Origin of the sequence: Psychrobacter immobilis (assembly GCF_904846235.1) — a bacterium.
Classification (GTDB): Bacteria; Pseudomonadota; Gammaproteobacteria; order Pseudomonadales; family Moraxellaceae; genus Psychrobacter; species Psychrobacter immobilis_C.
The window spans coordinates 1-21,033 of sequence record NZ_CAJGZN010000016.1 but is presented as its reverse complement, the minus strand read 5'-3'; the positions used below and the strand labels follow the sequence as shown (position 1 = coordinate 21,033).

Genomic DNA, 21,033 nt, shown 5'->3' with positions numbered 1-21,033 from the left:
TATTAGAGATATAAACACCACTATTGCAATATGGAATTAGAATAACAGTAAATCTATACAAGCGCTGTCCTACTTTTGTAGCAGGTCATGTAGCATACAGCACATTAGATATATCGCCTTTAGTCTTGTCGCTTAATACTAGCTCTGCATTACAAAACATACGCTACAATGATTCATTGTCCATCACAAACTAGGAAACACCTTTTTATGTCTACTTCTAGTCTCATTCTATTCAACAAGCCTTATGGCGTGCAAAGTCAGTTTAGAGATGATAGTAACAACGACCACACCACCCTATCGCAATACTTTACCGATAAGGCCTTGCGAGTTGCTGGTAGGCTAGATGCCACTTCGGAGGGCTTGCTGATTTTGACTGATGATGGTCGCGTTAACAAAGCAATTACCCATCCGCCGAAAGCCAATGCAGGGCGCAAGCAAGGCAAAACTTACTTAGTACAAGTAGAAGGAATCCCTACTGCTGAGCAACTCAATAAGCTTAAACGTGGCGTGGTTTTAAAAGATGGTAAAACGCTACCTGCTGAGGTCAGACACGTCAGTGAAAATGAGCTACCGATGGTACTCTGGCAACGTAATCCACCAATACGCGAGCGTAAAAGCGTACCGGACTCATGGCTAATGCTAACAATATATGAAGGTAAAAATCGCCAAGTTAGACGTATGACAGCGCACGTTGGTCTGCCTTGTCTGCGTTTGATACGTTGGTCAGTGGCAGGGTTTGAGCTGGGTGAGTTAGCTGTTGGGGAGTTTGTACGCGTTCATCTAAATAGCGAACACTGTCGTCAGCTAGGTATTTCTAGCTAGTTTAGATGGTTTTAAGTTTATGTATTGTTGGTTAATTCACACTGTTTGGCTGTTTAGCCCCTAATATAAAGCTCTGACACTAATATATTACGACCTGTTAAACATAGTGTCTCGAATGGGTAAGGTTTATCTGCTAACATTCAGCACGTAATTGATTATGTATAATAGGTATTATCCATTTATCGTTTGGTTTTTTCACAATAGGGATATGTCATGATTGCTTCTCGTCGTTTTCTTTCGTTGGTCACTAGCATTTCTGCGGCGCTTGTATTGAGTGCCTGTCAGCCAACGACAGAGGACAGCCAATCAAATCCTGCGGAAGAAACCTCACCGCCAGTGACTGATATGCCACATGCTGAGCATGACGATATGGCAGACGATACTCTAACAAATGACAGCGATAATAATGTCATTGATGAGTCTCAAATAAGCGATATGCTCAGAGACTATACGAGATCGATGACTAGAATGCATGACGAGATGATGATTGGGATAGGGTATAACGATCCTGATACCGCTTTTGCTAAAGGCATGTTGGGACATCATCGCGGCGCGGTAGAGATGGCAAAAATAGAACTCAAGTATGGCACTGACGAAGCGATGCGCCAGCTTGCTCAAGACGTCATCACGGCCCAGCAAGCTGAAATCGATGTCTTAAACAAGTGGTTGGCTAGCCATCCTGATGTTGCCAAACCTAAGCCAAATACTGTGGCGATGCAGCAAGCATATGCTAAGAGTATGGAAAATATGCATGGCGAAATGACTCTGGGTGTGGCTGATCCCGTGCCTGATATGGCATTTGCACGCGGCATGCTACCGCATCATATTGCCGCTGTTGATATGGCAAAAGTTCAGCTCGAATATGGGACAGATGAAGAGATGCGTCAGTTGGCGCAAGACGTCATTGATACCCAGCAAACTGAAATTGATATAATGAAAAACTGGATTGCTGCGCTTGAGGCTGCAAATAGCAAAGAAGACGATAGCTCTGTAGATGAAAATATTGAGCCTGAAACTAAAAATAATAAGAACTCAGATAACCTAGATAACAGAGCTAAAGAGCAGTAAACGTATATTTTCTCGCCAACCTCTGACCTATCGAGCATTTAAGTTGCTTGGATATATCTACAATATTAAAAGTGATTTAAAAAAACCCTCTTCTAAGCAGTATTGCTCGGAAGAGGGTTTTTTATATGGAAGGGTTTTTCGTATGGAAAGGTATTTTATATAGCATTGAGGCTATCTCTTCATAACATTAAGCCATGTCTCCCAACCTGCCTCACCTTTCAATTGCTCATTATCATTCTCTAAAGTCTTATCTCCTTTTGCTAAGCGTAGGCTTACTTTATGAGGAGGTACTGCTCCAGTCATGCCAGTTGTCTCATCTCGCGGCTTAACTTTAGTTGTCGTTTCGGGTTGAACCTGAACACACATCAGCTCATCACGGCGGAACAAATAACATTCAACAGGATGCGCTGTATTAACCAAAGTGGTAAGTTGTTTCGTATCCGCTTTGATACCATCAATCGCGATAATAACGTCATGTGCTGAAATACCAGCTTTAGCGGCAATACTATCTCGCATCACACGATTTACCTTGAGTCCAGCTAGCGTTTCGTTACATCGCATACCCCAAGGCACATGCTTGTCAGCGGTTTCTTTAGTATTCGCCTGTATTTTGACACCATTTGCAATTAGCAACGCTTCAATTGGCAGATCTTCTACCCCGTTGACATAACGGCGTTCAAAATCTTCCCATTCTGCTAGCGGCATAAACTGCTCAATGACGGAGCCCATGTCAGCACTACTGATACCAATTCGCTTACTGTCGTTCTGCTTGGCTTGAGTATAAAAAGCTTTGACCACATCAAACAAACGATAACGACCATCACTATTTTTGAGTAAGATTAGATCCAGACATAGAGCGACCAACGCGCCTTTATTATAGTAACTGATACCCGCATTGCCTGTATTTTCATCGGTACGATACAGCTTAATCCAAGCATCAAAACTCGACTCTGCCACGCTTTGATTACCACGCCCTGGAGTCTGGTAGTAGCGATTGATTTGCTCGGCTAGCAGTCGCAGATAATTGGCTTTATCAATCACACCTGACGCTTGCAACATAAAATCATCGATATAAGACGTAAAACCTTCGAATACCCAAAGTAATGGTGTAAATGCCTCACGGCGCAAATCGACATCAATCATGACATCAGGACGTACCGTCTTAACCCACCATGAATGAAAATACTCATGACTGCATAAGCCTAAAAACCGCTGATAATCTGTACTTGGTAACTTTGGTTCATTGGCATTTGGCAAGTCATTGCGCGGGGTAATAAGGCTAGTAGAGTTGATATGCTCAAGCCCACCATAGTCTTGACCACTGGCAAAGGTCATAAACGTATAATCGTCAAATGGCGCATCGCCTAACCAATCTACGTAGGTCTGACAAATCTGAGTAATATCCTGCTGCAATCGACCTAGATTGGCACTCTGCTTACCTGACAGGTAAAAGCTATGATGTAGCGTCTGATGCTCATTATCATGAATAATAAAATCAAAATTTTCTTGTTCCGCGATTTCGAATGGATAGTCAATCAGCTCGTGATAATTGGCTGCCTGTAACTTATAAATGTGCTGACTATTCGTTTGCTGACTGTCTTTTTGCTGCTGATCAATATGCAGGTACGTAGCATTCAAACCACAGGCCAACAGTACTTTGCTACTTTCTTTGTCTGCAAAAAATGTCTCAGGAACGATTAAGCTAACGTGAACAGGCGCTTGCTCTTGCCCTTCGACGGCGAGCGCAAGTGAAGTGAAATTGCCATAAAGTCGTTGCTGATCAACATAGGCCGTACGCACGGACAAGTCATAGCAATAGACTTCGTACTCGACGATGACCGTCTGCCCTGCGTGCACCGCTGGCAGCTGCCATGTATTTTTGTCTATTTTTTGCGCGCGATAAGTCTTTGGCTGATCGTCACTGTCCGCTGTTTGAACCTCTCGTATTTGATAATGTACCGCAGTGATGTTTCGAGCAAACTCGCGCATCAAATAGCTGCCTGGTATCCACGCTGGTAACCAAAGCTGCGGCGCATCGGATACTGCTGTAAAGCTCAGGGATACATCGACCAAATGCTCGTAGAAACGGGCAAAATCAAATTGATAGCTTATATCAGCTATCGTTTTAGCCTTAGTAGCATGATGATTGGTTGAAACATTGCTCGCTGGTTGTTTAGTAGTGGTATTGGCAAATGCAGTCATCGTATCTCTCGTCCTTATTTTTATAATTATGCTAGAAGTCCTACTCTAAAAAAGCAACTCCTAAACCATGAATAGCCAATAGCTATGCATTAACTATAGAAAATAGCAGTTATTATTGTAAATTGTGGCATTAATTGGCATTTTTTATGTTTTTTGCCTTGAAAGTTATGTGGGCCATCTCAATTAAAGATGCTAACTGCTAAAGTTACTTTAATAAACTGATGATAATTGACTAATGACGTGGCCTTTTGGCTTGCAGATTGGCTTTTTTAGGTTTATTGCAACCGTATTTAATTTTTTACATAGATATATTTAGGATATTTTATGACTACTATCGCAAAAGACACTGCCGTCAAATTCAATTACACATTAAAAGACGACGAAGGCAATATCCTTGACCAGTCACCAGAAGGTCAGCCACTTGCTTATCTACATGGTCACAGCAACATTATCCCAGGCCTAGAAGCACAATTAGAAGGTAAGTCTGCTGGCGAAAAAGTTAATGCAGTCGTTGAACCTGCTGATGGCTACGGCGAATACCAAGAGCAAGCAGTACAGCATGTACCACGTGACAACTTCCAAGGCGTTGATGACATTCAGCCTGGTATGCAGTTCCAGTCAGAAGCTGGCGGCCAAGTAATGTTGGTTACCGTAACTGCTGTAAACGATCAAGAAGTTACTGTTGATGCAAACCATCCATTGGCTGGCAAGCGTTTGACATTCGATGTTGAAATCCAAGAAGTACGTGCAGCAACTGAAGACGAACTAAACCATGGCCATGTACATGGTGCAGGTGGCGTTGAGCACTAATCTCTTCTAGAGTGTAGTGACAATAGTTAGAGGATAATCTATTAAATCTATCATCTAATATAAAAGGCCAGTAGCTGATAAGGTTACTGGCCTTTTTTATGCTTACTTCATGGTAAGTTTCGAATTAATATAAATATCATCAACTTGAGTACTATCTATTTAAAGAATCCGCTATAAACATTATTAATATCCAGATGTAACAAAGCCGCATAACGACAAGCGTCATGCGGCTTTTATTACCAACCATCCATGTTAGCGTTACATGATACCTAATCCCGGGGTATCTCATAACTGACAGGCATCCAGCCTTATCATCCTTAATCAGCAAACTACTTATCCCTAGTGCGACCTTTAAGATACCAATCCCTAGTATCAATGAACCGTTTCGTTCAATCGTGCCGTACAGTTATAGTCGCAGATTGACCCTTCGTTGGTAAGAGGTCTAAACGTCAATCTATGTAAGCATATGCTTACATAGATTACGTAACGCTATAATAACTTAACATTATAGCTTTTCTTCAGGGCTAAGCATTGTCTTAGGTTCAGCGCTGAGCATCAAGTAAGCTGCCTCATTGATAAACGCTTCATCCTCTGGTAATTCTGGACGTTCAGCTGCTTTCATACGGCTACGTTCTTCAAATTTTGCATCCATCGCTGCCTGATAAGTGTTCCAATTAGAGTACGGACGCTCACCAGTTGCGATAAGGCGCTTGTTTTCTGCTTCTAATGAGCGTTTTTCAATTAGCTGCATTTTAGCTCGGCGGCTATTGATATCTAAACGAACAGGTTTCTTTTCATCATCCATGTTACGAATATCATTTAGCGTCGACAGATAAGTAAACTGCGGGTCTTTTTGTTGGCGAATCTTAGACTGTTGATTGAGCGTCGCCAAAGTATCACTGGTAAACTTCCCTTCAGGCTTGTACGGCGCCGTTCTGATAGTGTCCCAAGGCAATGCTTTTTTCTGAGCGCGCTCGCCAAAGGTTGCATCATCATAGATATTGACTAGCTCAACGTCTGGTACGACACCTTTATTTTGCGTACTACCGCCAGTGACACGATAAAATTTACGCTGAGTTAAGGTAGCAGAACCTAGCGCCAAGCTATCAAGTTGAATCTGCGCAGAGCCTTTGCCAGTTGTCGTACTACCAACCACTAATCCGCGACCATAGTCTTGAATAGCAGCAGCAAAAATTTCACTAGCTGAGGCCGATGCTAAATTGGTAATGACCGCCATCTTGCCATCATACAATTGCTCACCGCCATCATTGTCACGATACACTTGAATATTACCGCGATTATCACGAATCTGTACCAGTGGTCCACTCTTGATAAAGAAACCTAGCATCTTGGCAACTTCATCTAATGAGCCGCCAGGGTTGTTTCTCAAATCAACCACTAGACCATCGATATTTTGTTTATTCAGCTCTTTTAACGCCTTTTCAGTATCGATACTGACGCTACGATAGTCTTCACCATTGCGACGTGCACGATAGTTTAGATAAAAGCTCGGTATCTCAAGTACGCCAATACGCTTTGGTGTCTTATCAATATTAGGACGCTGCACTTCTACCACTCGCTGAGTGACGCCGGACTCTTCTTGCTGAATAATGTCTCGTACCACTGTGACCGTACGGGCGCTAGCATCTGGGGTGTTAGGTTGACGTAGTTTCAGTGTGACCGATGTACCGCGTTTTCCGCGAATCAAGCTGACAATTTCACGCGTTGACCAACCAACCACATCCGTCATGGTTTCGCCATCTTTTGCGATACCAACGATCAAATCATTGGGCTTGATTTGACCCGACTTGGCGGCTGGACCACCATCGACTAAGGTCACAATACGAGTATAGTCTGGATTTTTGCGATCTGGACGAATAGAGACACCAATGCCCTCTAACTGAAGACTAGACTGGATTTGCAATTCAGTCGCTTGAATCGGTGCATAGTAATTACTGTGCGGATCATAAGTGAGCATCGCCGTATTTAAGATGGTCTCCATGATTTCATCATCTTTGAGGCGTTTAAACTGCTCTTGTTGACGCGACAAACGATTTTGCAAAATCTCATTTGGTGTACGCTCATCGTTACGTACTAAGTCTTGCCCACGAGTGATATCTGGATTACTTAAAAATACTTTCTCTTTGGCTTTTTCGTCTTCTTGACCGAGCGTAATGCTCATCAACTGAAACTTTAGCTGACGTTCCCAGTAATCACGCTGCTCTTTTTTAGTTTTAAAATGGCCGAGTTTTTCACGATCAAGAATGATTGTGTCATTACCTGTCAAATCAATGTCTGTTTTGAGCATCTTGGTGGCCATCGCAAAGTACTCATTTGAGCGTTTGCGGTAACGATCAAACACCTCTACCCCTGCAGACAGATCACCTTGCTTTAGGCGAGCGCCAAAATCTTCAGCGTGTTTTTTCTTCAGCTCATCGACATCGGATTGCAAAAATAACGTATGGTTTGGGTCAAGGCTATCGATATACATTGATAGGATTTCGCTACCAGTCTTACTATCTAAAGGCTGATTAAGATAATGACTGCGATCCAGTAAAGCGGCTACTTGACGGGTGGTGACCTTTTGCTCAGGAGTCTGAACGAAACTGCCCGTGTTGGTCTCGGCGACTGCAGTACCGTAACTTTGGGTCAGGATAATACCGGCGATGCCCACTGACGCTGCACTGAGTAACCACTGTGCTGGTTGTTTTTTCATCATATGTACCTAGTTATTTGAAGTTAATAGTATTGGGTAATTCATCAGAATTAGAAATGCTCAAATCTGTTATGACCTATAAATGCTGTGTTTTATTCTTATACTTTATGCATCATTAAATACTGATATGTAGTCAAAAATCAATCAATATTATCACGCGCATAAATACTGAACTGTCTCAAACTGTATAAGCAATCTTACACGCTACCTCTGTACATACCAAACTTTCTATCACTTTTATCATACATAGTAATTGAGGGCTATCAACATCGATTTAATACCTAAAGCTAATGGCTATTAGCAAATTAATTTGACCCTAATAATCTGCCACATTATGCTCAGTTAATAATAACTGTCATAATAAAACATCTGAACAATGACTGATAAGCGATAAGACAGCCATAGATAGATAATCAGTCAACCTCATAATATAACCATATATAAAATAATAAGGAACACGCGATGTACGGCGTTTTAATGATAGATATCGATAGTACCGCTTTGACCGCTGAAGATGTCAGTTTGATTAAACAAGCACAGGTCGGCGGAGTAATATTGTTTGGTCGTAACGTCACAGATGCGGCCCAAGTCAGAGCACTATGCGATGATATACGTTATCACAATCAAGACATACTTATCGGTGTGGACCAAGAAGGTGGACGAGTCGCGAGGCTACGTGAAGGCTTCACGCCCCTACCTGCTATGGGGCGATTGGGTGAGCTATTCAATCAAGACCCAAGTCAAGCACTCAGCTGCGCCTACGATTGCGGTTATCTAATGGCGGCTGAAGTGCTGGCTGTAGGAATCGATTTGAGCTTTGCACCCGTACTGGATAGAGATGGTATTAGCCAAGTCATCGGTGACCGCAGTTTTCATCATGAGCCACAAGCCATCACTGCGCTTGCAACACAGTTCATGCGCGGAATGAAAGCGGTTGGTATGGCAACCACTGGTAAACACTTCCCCGGTCATGGGGCTATCGCTCCTGACTCGCACGTATCAGAAGCCATCGACACGCGTAGCTTAGATGAGATTATCAATAGCGATATGCAACCTTTTGCTCAAACGCTACATAGTCTAGACGCTCTTATGCCAGCGCATGTGATATTTTCGCAAGTAGACGACAAGCCAGCAGGATTCTCCAAAATTTGGCTACAAGATATCATTCGAGATGAGCTTAAATTTGACGGGGTACTTTTCTCTGATGATTTATCGATGGCAGGTGCAAAGGCGGCTGGTGATGTCAGTGCTCGCGTAAAAGCGGCCATTGATGCTGGTTGTGATATTGCTCTCGTATGCAACGACCGTGTGGCTGCTCATGAGGCAGCTAAAGCTGCGCAAGATCTGCCTTACCCTAACCAGCAACGTATCAAAACCATGCGTGGCAACATTCCAACATGGCAAGGCGACCTTGAATCTACCTGCCAGCAGTTTGAATACTGGCAGCAAGCCAAGCAAAATGTTACTCAGACTTTCTTTGATGCGCAAGCTGATGGTCAGACTGCTAAGCAATCAACAGATCCTACTCTATATAAACAATAGCTTGTTCAATTGTCATCGAGTAGCATACAAAAAACCGCATCTTTATAAGATGCGGTTTTTATCATTTGGCTACTATAATCAAAATAAGAACAAATAGATTAATTGGTTGGGTCTACCGCAGTACCTTGGGTAGCATCATCGCCATCTGGTAACAAATCGTCGTTGTTACTATCTAATGGGTTCATATCTGGATCTAGCGAATCACTGTTTATCATCATGCCATCATTTGCGCTGACCACTTCGTCATTGACCATAAATTCAATACGGCGATTGCGGAAGCGACCTTGTTCGGTTGAATTATCTGCGATTGGTTCTGATTCGCCCATACCTTTGGTAGCTAGTTTACTGGCATCAACCCCTTTAGACACTAGATACGCTTTCACTGACTCAGCACGCTCCTGAGACAGCTCCATATTATAGGTATCAGAGGCCTGACTGTCCGTATGACCGACGATCATCAGCTTCATATCAGGTACGTTGTTGATGATTTCTGCAGCACGGTCTAGTAGCGCCTTATTGACTTCAGGTATAACCGCTTCATCTACTTGGAAGTTAATCACCTGAATACTCAAAGCGCGAGCAACATCACGTGGATCTGGGTTATCACCCAGATTGGTCATCGCCACATCTGCAGCAGCCAGACTGTCATCAATCTCGCCTTGCAAGTCTAATGGGCCTTCAGCTTGCACGGTCATAGCAGGAGCAGCTGCTTGTAAATCAGCAACCAATTTGTCCAACGCGGCTTTATCAGGAGCATTGACAGTAATGTTATCGCCTTTGATAATCATGCTCGCATTCGGTACATTTTTGATAATTGGTAATATCGTTGCCAACTGAGCGGATGCTGGCATATCTACTGCAAAATTATCATCAACATCAGCACGGCATTTATTGGCTTCATCACCAAATGCACCAGTCAAAGCGTTCATAACATTGGTTTGTAGTGTCTCATCACCCACGCTCATACGACAAGCATACAGCTCGCTATTTTCACCAGTTGCGATACTCAGTGATGCAGGTTCAGTCGCGCCTGCAACCTCTAGTACCTCATTACCTTGTGCCCCTTGCTGTACTGTGGCTGCTGGCGTTGCTACAGGCTCAGGGTTTTCTTGACAGCCTCTGAGTAGTGCCCAAGCCAATGCACCTAGGATAATCAAACCAATAATAGGTAGCAGTGCTTTCATAAAGCTCTCTTTTGGCTCTTCTTCTTTTTGCAATGGCGCTGTGCTGGTGGTATCAGAAATTGGTGTGCCAGCCGCAGTAGAAGTGGCAGCGACTGCACTAGCAGGCAAAACAGTACCCGCCCATGCAGGGATATGATGCTGGTAACTGTTCAGGTTGTCATTCAAAAATTGTGGAACGGGCGTGGTACCAGCCAAGCTTTTGATCTCATGAAAAGCTAGAGGCGCTGCCATCGCAATCAGACCACGTGAAGCGGTTGCATCGACATTATGTTTGCCTGCTAATTCGCGAGAAATTTGGTCGCGGTGTGCCCCTTCTGTCCATACACGGTCATAAAAAGCATTGTCGTCACGGGCAATGTTTTCATTGGCAAAGCGGCTAAAAGTATCATTGTCTGCAAGACGAGCAGCAAAAATGGCATAAAACTGTTCTAATAGATTTTTCTTAGCTGGGCTACGATCATCTTCCAATACGGCTGGACTGACGGTGCGTGTCAAATGGCTAATAATATCCATAATATGGCTCTCCCCTTAATTTTTATTTATATCATTCGTTCGCTCAAAAAATAGCTATATCATTCTTTTGTATTCAATCGTTATAGTATTAGATAATCATGGTGGCGATAAATTCATCAAACTACTTTGTTTGGTTTTGATTATTATAAAATCCTTAAGCTGTTATTCACAGTCTGTACGTTGTTGTGCAAATGATACAGTAAGTAATGTTTCGGTTGGCACACGTAACTGTAGCTAAATTACATGAAAAGATAGGCCATATAAAAAGACACGCCCTATGAAACAGCGTGCCTTATAAAAACCTATCTTACTTGAGCTGGTTCAGCAACGATGACCGTGTTTGCCATCTCATCCACTTCTGAAGGTGAAAAAGGGCCTGGCGGTCTGGTCGTTTGATTATTCGAAGGAAAGTTGTTGGGAATATTACTCGCGCCATTGGTAGGCAGATTGTTGGGCGCATTATTAAAGCTATTATTGTTAGGCAAAGGAGTTGGTATCACACGATCTCCAGTATCATCATCTGATGCTTGGTATTCGCCAGAGTTACTATTTACCCCATTATTATTGAATTGATTATTAATCCCCGCCCCATCATCTACAAACTGGTTATTTGCGTTTGCCATATTGTTCGTAGCATCACCAATATTACTATTATCAGGCAATGGCAGTGGCGCTGTACTCTCGACCACCATCGCTGGTGCTAAGTTGCGTACTTCTGTGACCAGTTTTTGTAGCTGCATATTGTCTGGCGCCTCCAGTGTGAGACGGTCATTTTGCACATGCAAACGTGCAAATGGTGTTGATCTAAGCATCGTCAAGACATTGGGCAGTGCCTCCGCAGGCATATTAGCGATTGTGGTTGCTACCCCATCCTGTATGTTCAACTCACAAATACTGGCCTGCTCACCAAAGCTTGTATTAAGCGCCTGTTGCAACGTGCTTTGCAGCGCAGTATCGCCAACGGTCGCACTACAAGTGTACAAGTTACTGCCGTTGTCTACACCGACAATAAGCTCAACAGGAGTCGTTGTTGGTACAGGAGATACGGGTGCTGGCTGTGGTTCAACAGGTACTGTGGCCACAGGTTCTACTGGTATTTCATTATTGGGTTTCACTAATAATGCCCATGCTGCTAGTGCAAGCGCAGCAAGGGCTACTATTAATAAAAACACACGTATTAGTAGATCGTTTCGTTGATTGCGAGTGCGTACTTGTGCATGCTTCAAGTTACTGTTTTCTGCCAGATGATAGGCTGCTGGATTGGCATGAATAGCATCACTACTGGCAATTGTATCGTCATCTAATACTTCAGTGCTTACGCGCTCAGCAATTGACATTTGCTCTATACTTTCTGCATCAGTGTTCGTTATTGGTGCGACTATGCCAGCTATGCCAGTATCTAAAGTAGAGTCGTCAAGTCTATTCGATATGTCGTCACTTACTGGCACATGTACTGGTATATGGCCATCATCTGAATTGAAGCTTGTTTGTATTTGCTGACTAACGCCTTGAGTAGCAGTAATCACAGCTGCTGCCCAGATAGGTAAATATGGTCGTAAAGCAGCCTGTTTTTCTTGCAAAAATGCTGGCAAAAACTGCCCATTGGCCAATACTTTTAGCTCACGATATGCCAATGGTGTAGCACTAATTAGTAATTGCTCAGTTGTCTGCTCATCAATGTGATGGGTGGCTGACAATTCTTTGACAATAGTCTCTTGCAGACTTTTATCTTGCCATATTTGTTCAAATAAAGGGCTTTCATTATTGCTGCTAGTAATTACTTGGTCAGTACGCAGCAACTGTGAGTAAACCTGTGGCACAGCTAGGCGCGCAGCCAAAACAGCATAAAACTGCTCAAGTAGACTGACATAGGCGACATTATTGCTGTCATCATTACCCATTACAGCTGGGGTTACCGTTTGTTCTAGCTGGTCAATAATGTTCATATTTCACTGCCTCTATCAGCCTTATTTGTATGTGCAAGAACTAAGCACTTATTTTGTTTTTATGTACATCATTTGGAAATGTTACTTTTTTATCTAAGGCCGTACTCGTAACTAGTCTGAGCATTACCTTAGTTATTGGTGTCTTCATTACCATCGCTCTAAAAGTTTCACTTATGTTGCATGGTACACTGCTACATTATTCACTATAACCGCATAAAAAAGCATCGTTTTGTCACACAATAGGTATTCGCGTTATCGCAACTGCTGTTAGTATTAGTCTATTGCTAATGGTTAGTACCTAATACGGATCAGACGTCAAACTTACTTTTTAATCAGCCGTAACGCTTAGGCTTTGAATATTGTCATTTGTAGCTTGTCATTTGTAACATTGTCACATATCAGGCACGGCCTAAGGATTTTCCTTTGTTAAACCATACGACGCTTATTATCATTATTACCGTTATTGTCAGCTTATTGGCTTGGCAAAACAAGACGCTATTTAATCGATTGATTTTTTACCCGCCAGCAGTCAACAATGGGCAATGGGATCGTTTTGTCACGCATGGCTTTATTCATGCCGACAGTATGCATCTGCTATTCAACATGTTTACGTTGTACTTCTTTGGTCGAGCTATTGAAGGGCTATATCGTTCATTTTTGTTTGGCTATGGTTTTGTGGTTTTTTATATATTGGCTATTGTTGTAGCCATGATTCCAAGCTATCTTAAAAATAAAGACAATGCCAGTTACTTAAGTCTTGGGGCATCGGGCGGTGTATCGGCGGTCTTATTTGCCTTTATTTTGCTAGCACCGTGGGAGCGAATTTACTTATTTGCCATTATTCCCATTCCTGCGATACTGTTTGCCGTCGCTTATGTATTTTATAGTATTTATGCTGACAAACGTGGTGGCTCAAATATCAATCACATGGCTCATATGTGGGGCGGTACGTTTGGTGTTATCGCCACGATTGTTTTGGAACCAAAAGTACTACCGCACTTTATCAATGCGTTGCTATCACCGGGATTTTAGACATTTTTACGTATATTAAAGCTAGCATTTTAAAGGCAGCTGTACTTTATAAATACTATTTTGCGCACATTATATTTCTACATTTGAGATTTAGTAATACATTATGATTATAGATATTATCGGTGATATACATGGTTATGCAGACAAACTGGTCGGTCTGCTGCATCAGTTGGGCTATGAGCATAACGGTCAGTATTTCGTGCCACCGACAGGTCACAGGGCATTGTTCATCGGCGATTTGATCGATCGTGGTTCGCAGCAATTAGCCACATTAGAGATTGTCTTTGCAATGCTAGATGCCGATGTAGCCGATGCAGTGATGGGCAACCATGAATATAATGCGTTGGCATATGCCACGCGTGATCCTGATAATACTAGTCAATATTTACGCTCACACAATGATATCCATAAACGCCAACATGAGGCGTTTTTGGCAGAGATACCATTTGGCTCAGAGCAACATGAGTACTGGTTGCAGCGTTTATATGAAATCCCATTATGGATTGAGACCGACTACGCCTGCTTTGTACATGCTTGCTGGGATACAGATAGCATGGCGATACTAAAACCTCTTCTGACTGATGATAACTGTCTGACTCCAGCAGGTTTAATCGCAACGGCTAAAGAAAATACCTTTGTCTTTGACGCTTTGGAGCGAGTGTTAAAAGGGGTTGAAACAGGCTTACCTGATGGTATTGTGATGGTAGATAAAGAAGGTACTGAGCGCACGCGAGTACGAGTACGCTGGTGGCTAGATGAGCTAAATACACGTACCCTGCGTGAAGTGTCTCGTGCTCCATCGTCCGCATTGGCACAAATACCGCCTGATGCGTTGGCTGAAAATATTGAATTTGCACTAAAAACTCATAAACCTGTATTTGTCGGGCACTATTGGCTCACTGGCACACCTGAGCCACTCAGTTCACAAGTTGCCTGTACTGACTACTCTGCTGCAGTAGATAGCGGCTATCTAACGTGCTATCAATTGGATACCGAACAACCATTACCATTGACGGTCAATCACTTTGTTCAGCATTATCACGATGAAAAACATATATAAAATCGTGATATCGATGCAATTAGCGCCATACCAGTATTAAAAGTCAAACTTGGCTTTACGGCCATAGCAAAATTTTTGTATGATGGTCTTTTTGAGGATATCCAATCATGAGCACCACGAATACTGCTGCTAACCAGAACGGTCCAATCACCTCCCCTGCTGGTCAGCCGAAAGTCGGCATTATCATGGGTTCGCAGTCTGACTGGGCAACTATGAGTGCTGCTGCGCAATTGCTTGCAGACTTTGACATTGCTTTTGATTGTGAAGTGGTCTCTGCACACCGTACGCCTGACAGATTATTTGATTATGCCAAAAGCGCAAAAGATAATGGTCTACAAGTGATCATTGCTGGTGCAGGCGGTGCCGCTCATCTCCCAGGTATGTGTGCCAGTCAAACGCCGCTACCTGTTTTTGGCGTACCTGTAAAGTCATCTATGCTGAGCGGTTGGGATAGTCTACTGTCTATCGTACAAATGCCAAAAGGCGTCGCTGTTGGTACTTTGGCGATTGGTGCTGCTGGTGCTTATAACGCTGCCCTACTTGCAATTCAAGTATTGGCATTGCATGATGATACGATTGCTACTAAGCTCGATCAGATGCGCCAGTCTCAGACTGAGACCATTCTCGCTAGCCCAACACCAGGTATTATCAATCCTTAGGTAAATATAAATCGATCAGCTCTTATAGCAGCGTCTTTTAGATTGAAGGTTTAACGATTGAAGCTATCAATATATACTTTTAAGCAATTCTGAGTAGAGATAAGGTGCATACAGTGCACCTTTTCCTATTTTCACCCATTGAGTTTTAGATTTTAATAGACCAAACACCTTATTCACTTTTATTCAAAGAGCCTGCCATGACTACAGCAAACGCTTATCCTGTTACCCAAACCATTCGTACCATCGGTATTTTAGGCGGTGGTCAGCTTGGTATGATGCTTGCCGAAGCCGCCATGCCATTGGGTTACCAATGCGTATTCTTAGAAGACAATGCAGAATGCCCTGCCAGCTTATACGGTCGTGTCTTTCATAGCGATCAATTAGAAGACTTTATCGCAGCAGCGGATGTCTTTACGTTAGAGTTTGAAAACACGCCAACGTCTACGGTCGAGCAGCTGGTTAGCTTGTCAAAATCTGGCAGCAAGCAAGGCATGTTCCCACCACTGATTGCGCTTGATATCGCTCAAGATCGTCTAAAAGAAAAGCAGATGTTCAACACGCTTGATATCGCAACCGTGCCATTTATGGAAGTCAATTCTGAAGCTGAGCTCAAGCACGCTTGTAAAGAATTGGGCCTGCCTATCGTCCTAAAAACCAGCCGCGGTGGTTACGACGGTAAGGGGCAGTTCGTTATCAAGCAAGACAGTGATATTAAAACAGCTTGGCTAGATTTAAAAGACGCTGTCAGTGGTAAAGGCTCACTTACACCAACACCTGCGCCGTTAATTGCTGAAGGTTTTATTAACTTTAGCCGTGAAGTATCTATCATTGCAGCAAGAGCGCAAAATGGTCAGGTACGCTGTTACGATTTGGTCGAAAATCATCATCACAACGGTATATTAGCCAAAACTCAAGCGCCTGCTGTTGGCACGAGTCATCTGTTTCAACAAGCAACAGACGCCATTACCAAAGTCATGAACCATTTGGACTATGTCGGCGTTATGGCGCTTGAATTATTCGTCACCAAGGATGCTCGCGGTCATAACGCGATACTAGCGAATGAGATCGCACCACGGGTCCACAACTCTGGACACTGGAGTATCGAAGGCGCTATCACCAGTCAGTTTGAGAATCATATTCGTGCTGTGGTCAACTTGCCATTAGGCGATACAGACAACGTGCATCCTGCGATTATGGTGAATGTGTTGGGTCAATATCCTGATATCAGTGCAGTGCTAAACATCGATGGCGCTCATTACCATAGCTATCATAAGGCTGAGCGTGACGATCGCAAGATTGCCCATATAACCCTGATGCCTAACGACGTGACTGATTTAGAGCCTGCTATGGCAAAACTGGTTGCTATCTTGCCAAACAAGGTTGGTCTAGATAAAGAGTATGCAAGCGTGGATACTCAGCCTAGTAAAGCAGACGTCGATACTACGAGTAATGATAAAAATAGCGCTCAGAACAGTATTCAAAATGATGCCAAAGCTGATGACCTAGACAATAAAGACGGCCAAGCAGATAGCCTGACTACTCTGTCATCAAAATCTGAGAAGGCCAAGAAATAATGCAGATATGGGTGGACGCAGATTCGGTACCATTGATTGCCAAAGATTTGATTATTAAAACGGCTGAACGTACCAAGACCATGGCCATATTTGTGGCCAATCAGCCGATTAAGCTACGCAAGTCGCCTCTACTTGTTATGACTGTCGTGCCATCAGGATTCGACAAAGCTGATGATTATATCGTCGAGCAGATACAAGCTGGTGACTTAGCTATTACTAGCGATATCCCCTTGGCCAATGATATTTTGGATAAAGGTGGTATGGTACTGACAACGCGCGGTGTGGTCTACGATAAGAACAACATCAAGCAAAAGCTCAATATGCGCGACTTTATGGATACTATGCGCGGTACTGGTGTCCTAGAATTGCAGGAAATGAGCGGGCAAAAGCCCTACGGTGATCGTGATAAAAAAGCCTTTGCCGACGGTCTTAATCGCTTGGTTCGTTAGTGCTTTTTATCGTTCTATCTGACGCTTACTCATTCTGTCATCTGTGACACGATGTCATCTAATCAACGTTTGCTTCCTTGCAAACGGTATACACTCTATAACCAAACACCATTCAATCAGCACGCTTTATAACGAAGCGTGCTACCTATCTTTGTTACCCTATATTCGGATTTCAAGATAAATAAACTTACTGAATAATTCAAACAATAAAATTTAAATAAGAAATAATAGAACTTAAATAAAAATAGGAATGATTATGAAAATTTTAGTCGTTGGTGCAAGTGGCCGAGTAGGCGGTGACTTGGTTAAGCAATTATTGGCTGATGATCATCAAGTTATTGGCACGACTCGTCAGAAAGAAAAACTATTTGATAATGACAACTATACCCAGCTAGATTTAGACATTACAGCCAGTAAAGAGTCTATTGAAAAACAACTGGCTCAGGATATTGAGGCTGTTTACTTTGTAGCAGGATCTGGTGGCAAAAATGTCTTAGAAGTTGACTTGCATGGTGCTGTAAAAACGATGCAGGCTGCACAAGATAAAGGTATCAAACGTTATATTATGCTGAGTTCGGTCTTTTCATTAGAAACTGACAAATGGGATGAAAACCCTGGTATTGCAGACTTAAAAGAATACTATATCTCTAAACACTACGCCGATCACTGGTTAGTGAATAACAGCTCGCTTGACTACACTATCGTACAGCCAGGCGCACTAAAAGAGCGCGCTGGTACAGGAAAAATCACTATCAATGATACCAGCTCTGGTGAGAATGCAATCGAAGATGTAGCGACAACGCTAGCCTCGGTGCTAACCGCAGATAACACCATAGGCAAAGTCTTCAATCTACACAATGGTGATATCGATATTAATGAAGCAGTTGCTACCGTATAAATAAATTTAGCATTAGCAGAATTGATTGTGGACGCTAGATTTTAGAAGCAGCCAATACAAAAGGTCGTTATCGATTCGCCAATATCTAATTGGTAAATCGGCAACGATCTTTTTATTACGTATTTAGATTACAATTAATCGAAAAAAAGCTCTTTCAATCATGCTTGCCCACTGGGAAAAGGAATGACTTCTTCCAAGCTGCTTGCACCTGTCAACACCATTAGCAATCTATCCATACCGACTGCGATACCGCTACATGGCATCAAATCATTGGATGCGGCTAATAGATGTTCATCGATTAGCATTTGAGGTAGATCATGACGCGCGCGTAATTGATTATCCTGTTCAAAACGGTCACGCAATGCTTGACCATCTGCTAGCTCATCATAAGCATTGGCAATCTCAATGCCGTTAATGTATAGCTCGAAACGTTTTGCAATTTTATTACCGTCTTTATCCCTAGCTGTCTTCGCTAACGCAGCGGTCGCAGGTGGATACTCTATAATCAATGTCGGCAAATCATGACCTAGGTTTGGCTCTACGGCATGACTGAATAACAAATCCAACCAGCTCTGACGACGGTTTTCTTCGCTATCATCAGTATTATTAAAATCAAATCCTGTCAAACCCATATCTTCTGCCACGGCTTGCAATGCAGTTAAACTCGCTGTCAACGGATGTATGCCAACATAATCCATAAAAGCATCGACATAGCGATAATGACTCATCACAACAGAATGACCATAAAGTGCCTCTAACAACTCATTAAGTTCAGTGGCTATCTCATCCAGACTATAATTCGGTTGATACCATTCAAGCATCGTAAATTCAATATTATGACGCGTGCCTATTTCGTTATCACGAAAGACAGGACAAATCTGATAAATAGGTACTTGCCAGCTGGCTAATAAACGCTTCATCGCAAATTCAGGCGAGGTATGCAGATAATAAGTGCGTGGACGGTCCTGATAGGTCACATGAGCTGCTACAGACTGCAAAAAAGTGTCTGTATTGCCTGCTTGGGATAATAGCGGTGTTTGCACTTCTAGCACTTGTCGACTGGTAAAAAACTGACGGATATTGCTGACGAATTGCGCGCGTTGTTGCGCCATCGCAAGTGTCATGGTTGGTGCGTAGCTAGGCTGAGAAGTAATAGGCTGCGAAGAAATGTTATCTGCTTGAGTCATTGGGCTCTACTGCGACTGATGAATAATTGGTTGCTCAGTATCTTATTTAATTAAAACTGCCACTCACGGCGCAGGTGGTAATCACGTCTCAAACCGTCGAAGTCAGCACCATTTACTTGCCCATCCACTGCTTTATTTCGCAACGAGGCATCATCTTGCATGATGTCATAAAACTTTGGCAGTCTGTCTGGATATGATTTTAGTTCAGACCATAAGAACATATTTAGCGGTAGCAGATTGGACATAGATTGAGTTGGAGGTATCGATAATTTTTCACACAAGGCATCATAAATGATTTGTGTGCCACGCAGCTTACCTTCTAGCGTATAGCCAGCGATATGCGGTGTGGCAATAGCAAGTTTGGATAATAAGCTTGCTGCGACTTCTGGCTCATGCTCAAACACATCTAGCACCACTTGACGTCCAGTATGCTCAATGTCTGCTTTAAGCGCACTTTCCTCAATTACAGGGCCGCGCGCACTATTAATTAACATCGTATCGGCAGGCATCATTGCCAATGCAGCTGCGTTGATAATATGACGTGTTGGATAGTCACTACCTTTAGAATTCGTCGCATTCTTTTCATTGGTCAAAGGCACATGCAGACTAACCACGTCACTTTGGCTAAGTACCTGCTCCAAGCTAGCATTGTTAGTTTTAGAGGCTGGTAACAGGGGATCATAACCTAGCACCTGCCAACCCAACTCATAGGCATATTGAGCAAGCGTACTACCGATATTACCAAGGCCAATGATACCTAATGTTAATGACGCCGATTGCTGCCAGTACTGTGGACGCAAAGTGAAAACAGCCGTCAATACATATTGAGCCACAGAATGCTTGCTACAACCAGCCGCATTGGCAAAAGTAATATTGCGAGACGCTAGATAATCTTGATCTACATGGTCGGTCCCAATAGTCGCAGACCCAACAAACTGCACACTGTTATTGTCAATCAATAGCGCTTCGTTTACTTTCGTCACAGAGCGTATCAGCAATACATCTGGCTGTACTTCAGCAAGTAGCGCTGCATTAATATCTCGACCAGCGACAGTAATGATATCAACCGTATGCTCAGTCAGCTGACCAAGCGTAACGTCATTAAAAAAATCATTCAGACTGGCGATATTACTGTCCGCTAAAATAGTGATATTTGCAATTTTACCCATTTTATCGGTCTTATTATTCGTCGATTCTGTTATATTCTTATCTATCATTATTCATCGTCTCTATCGATAATTTTTTTGGTGGTGTTCTAAAAAGTATGCTGGCATCAGACGTAGCCATAATTGATATAAAAGAACACCAGATCGAATACTTTAAAGTGATTATCAAGCTTTTTTGAGAAGCAACAAGTCTTTCTAACCGCCC

Annotated in this window: 16 protein-coding genes; 10 read left to right on the top strand and 6 right to left on the bottom strand. The window is 42.8% G+C overall.

Going from position 1 to position 21,033, the window contains the following annotated elements; translation table 11 throughout:
- Positions 1 to 207 precede the first annotated feature (207 nt).
- Both JMX07_RS10915 and JMX07_RS10910 read left to right on the top strand, forming a co-directional pair.
- Positions 208 to 822, top strand: coding sequence for a pseudouridine synthase (locus JMX07_RS10915; protein ID WP_201607935.1), 615 nt, complete (start codon positions 208 to 210; stop codon positions 820 to 822).
- A gap of 213 nt (positions 823 to 1,035) precedes the next feature.
- Entirely contained in the window at positions 1,036 to 1,890 is an 855-nt protein-coding gene (locus JMX07_RS10910) for a DUF305 domain-containing protein (protein ID WP_201607933.1), read from the top strand.
- 171 nt (positions 1,891 to 2,061) lie between these two features.
- On the opposite strand, the gene JMX07_RS10905 is transcribed toward JMX07_RS10910, so the two are convergent.
- Positions 2,062 to 4,092, bottom strand: coding sequence for a M61 family metallopeptidase (locus JMX07_RS10905; protein ID WP_201607931.1), 2,031 nt, complete (start codon positions 4,090 to 4,092; stop codon positions 2,062 to 2,064).
- A 324-nt stretch (positions 4,093 to 4,416) separates the two neighbouring features.
- On the opposite strand from JMX07_RS10905, the gene JMX07_RS10900 reads away from it, so the two are divergent.
- Positions 4,417 to 4,902, top strand: a complete 486-nt coding sequence (locus JMX07_RS10900) for an FKBP-type peptidyl-prolyl cis-trans isomerase (RefSeq protein ID WP_057758283.1) — start codon at positions 4,417 to 4,419, stop codon at positions 4,900 to 4,902.
- 505 nt (positions 4,903 to 5,407) lie between these two features.
- Here the strand turns inward: JMX07_RS10900 and JMX07_RS10895 are convergent.
- On the bottom strand, positions 5,408 to 7,618 hold the full coding sequence (locus tag JMX07_RS10895) for a carboxy terminal-processing peptidase (RefSeq protein ID WP_101205548.1): 2,211 nt from the start codon (positions 7,616 to 7,618) through the stop codon (positions 5,408 to 5,410).
- 462 nt (positions 7,619 to 8,080) lie between these two features.
- Between JMX07_RS10895 and nagZ the strand changes: the two genes are divergently transcribed.
- Positions 8,081 to 9,160 (top strand): beta-N-acetylhexosaminidase, encoded by a 1,080-nt coding sequence (nagZ, locus tag JMX07_RS10890; RefSeq protein WP_201607929.1) that lies wholly within the window; start codon positions 8,081 to 8,083, stop codon positions 9,158 to 9,160.
- A 98-nt stretch (positions 9,161 to 9,258) separates the two neighbouring features.
- Here the strand turns inward: nagZ and JMX07_RS10885 are convergent, their stop codons facing one another.
- Positions 9,259 to 10,857, bottom strand: a complete 1,599-nt coding sequence (locus tag JMX07_RS10885; RefSeq protein WP_201607927.1) for an OmpA family protein — start codon at positions 10,855 to 10,857, stop codon at positions 9,259 to 9,261.
- A 302-nt stretch (positions 10,858 to 11,159) separates the two neighbouring features.
- Complete coding sequence (locus JMX07_RS10880) at positions 11,160 to 12,803, bottom strand: hypothetical protein (RefSeq protein ID WP_201607925.1); 1,644 nt, start codon at positions 12,801 to 12,803, stop codon at positions 11,160 to 11,162.
- Positions 12,804 to 13,226: 423 nt separating this feature from the next.
- On the opposite strand from JMX07_RS10880, the gene JMX07_RS10875 reads away from it, so the two are divergent.
- The 6 genes from JMX07_RS10875 (at position 13,227) to JMX07_RS10850 (ending at position 18,475) form a co-directional block, all read left to right on the top strand.
- Positions 13,227 to 13,835 carry a rhomboid family intramembrane serine protease gene (locus JMX07_RS10875; protein ID WP_201607923.1) on the top strand — a complete coding sequence of 203 codons (609 nt, stop codon included), beginning with the start codon at positions 13,227 to 13,229 and terminating at the stop codon, positions 13,833 to 13,835.
- A gap of 103 nt (positions 13,836 to 13,938) precedes the next feature.
- Complete coding sequence (locus JMX07_RS10870) at positions 13,939 to 14,895, top strand: metallophosphoesterase (RefSeq protein ID WP_201607920.1); 957 nt, start codon at positions 13,939 to 13,941, stop codon at positions 14,893 to 14,895.
- 107 nt (positions 14,896 to 15,002) lie between these two features.
- Positions 15,003 to 15,554 (top strand): 5-(carboxyamino)imidazole ribonucleotide mutase, encoded by a 552-nt coding sequence (gene purE, locus JMX07_RS10865; protein ID WP_082624535.1) that lies wholly within the window; start codon positions 15,003 to 15,005, stop codon positions 15,552 to 15,554.
- Positions 15,555 to 15,751: 197 nt separating this feature from the next.
- Positions 15,752 to 17,128 (top strand): 5-(carboxyamino)imidazole ribonucleotide synthase, encoded by a 1,377-nt coding sequence (locus tag JMX07_RS10860; RefSeq protein WP_227684795.1) that lies wholly within the window; start codon positions 15,752 to 15,754, stop codon positions 17,126 to 17,128.
- Positions 17,128 to 17,577 (top strand): DUF188 domain-containing protein, encoded by a 450-nt coding sequence (locus JMX07_RS10855; RefSeq protein WP_102093310.1) that lies wholly within the window; start codon positions 17,128 to 17,130, stop codon positions 17,575 to 17,577. The genes JMX07_RS10860 and JMX07_RS10855 overlap by 1 nt, the downstream gene beginning before the upstream one ends.
- Positions 17,578 to 17,833: 256 nt before the next feature.
- Positions 17,834 to 18,475, top strand: a complete 642-nt coding sequence (locus tag JMX07_RS10850; protein ID WP_201607919.1) for an NAD(P)H-binding protein — start codon at positions 17,834 to 17,836, stop codon at positions 18,473 to 18,475.
- A gap of 158 nt (positions 18,476 to 18,633) precedes the next feature.
- Here JMX07_RS10850 and epmA read toward each other — a convergent pair whose 3' ends face one another.
- Together epmA and JMX07_RS10840 are read right to left on the bottom strand one after the other, a co-directional pair.
- On the bottom strand, positions 18,634 to 19,662 hold the full coding sequence (gene epmA, locus JMX07_RS10845) for an EF-P lysine aminoacylase EpmA (RefSeq protein WP_201607918.1): 1,029 nt from the start codon (positions 19,660 to 19,662) through the stop codon (positions 18,634 to 18,636).
- A 50-nt stretch (positions 19,663 to 19,712) separates the two neighbouring features.
- On the bottom strand, positions 19,713 to 20,822 hold the full coding sequence (locus JMX07_RS10840) for a 4-phosphoerythronate dehydrogenase (RefSeq protein ID WP_201607969.1): 1,110 nt from the start codon (positions 20,820 to 20,822) through the stop codon (positions 19,713 to 19,715).
- Positions 20,823 to 21,033: the final 211 nt, after the last annotated feature.

Excerpts from the sequence above, each read along its gene's own strand:
- nagZ (WP_201607929.1), top strand. The coding sequence starts at position 8,081 with ATGTACGGCGTTTTAATGATAGATATCGATAGTACCGCTTTGACCGCT.
- JMX07_RS10895 (WP_101205548.1), bottom strand. The coding sequence starts at position 7,618 with ATGAAAAAACAACCAGCACAGTGGTTACTCAGTGCAGCGTCAGTGGGC.
- JMX07_RS10905 (WP_201607931.1), bottom strand. The coding sequence starts at position 4,092 with ATGACTGCATTTGCCAATACCACTACTAAACAACCAGCGAGCAATGTT.
- JMX07_RS10860 (WP_227684795.1), top strand. The coding sequence starts at position 15,752 with ATGACTACAGCAAACGCTTATCCTGTTACCCAAACCATTCGTACCATC.
- epmA (WP_201607918.1), bottom strand. The coding sequence starts at position 19,662 with ATGACTCAAGCAGATAACATTTCTTCGCAGCCTATTACTTCTCAGCCT.
- purE (WP_082624535.1), top strand. The coding sequence starts at position 15,003 with ATGAGCACCACGAATACTGCTGCTAACCAGAACGGTCCAATCACCTCC.
- JMX07_RS10855 (WP_102093310.1), top strand. The coding sequence starts at position 17,128 with ATGCAGATATGGGTGGACGCAGATTCGGTACCATTGATTGCCAAAGAT.
- JMX07_RS10870 (WP_201607920.1), top strand. The coding sequence starts at position 13,939 with ATGATTATAGATATTATCGGTGATATACATGGTTATGCAGACAAACTG.
- JMX07_RS10910 (WP_201607933.1), top strand. The coding sequence starts at position 1,036 with ATGATTGCTTCTCGTCGTTTTCTTTCGTTGGTCACTAGCATTTCTGCG.
- JMX07_RS10880 (WP_201607925.1), bottom strand. The coding sequence starts at position 12,803 with ATGAACATTATTGACCAGCTAGAACAAACGGTAACCCCAGCTGTAATG.
- JMX07_RS10885 (WP_201607927.1), bottom strand. The coding sequence starts at position 10,857 with ATGGATATTATTAGCCATTTGACACGCACCGTCAGTCCAGCCGTATTG.
- JMX07_RS10900 (WP_057758283.1), top strand. The coding sequence starts at position 4,417 with ATGACTACTATCGCAAAAGACACTGCCGTCAAATTCAATTACACATTA.
- JMX07_RS10915 (WP_201607935.1), top strand. The coding sequence starts at position 208 with ATGTCTACTTCTAGTCTCATTCTATTCAACAAGCCTTATGGCGTGCAA.
- JMX07_RS10850 (WP_201607919.1), top strand. The coding sequence starts at position 17,834 with ATGAAAATTTTAGTCGTTGGTGCAAGTGGCCGAGTAGGCGGTGACTTG.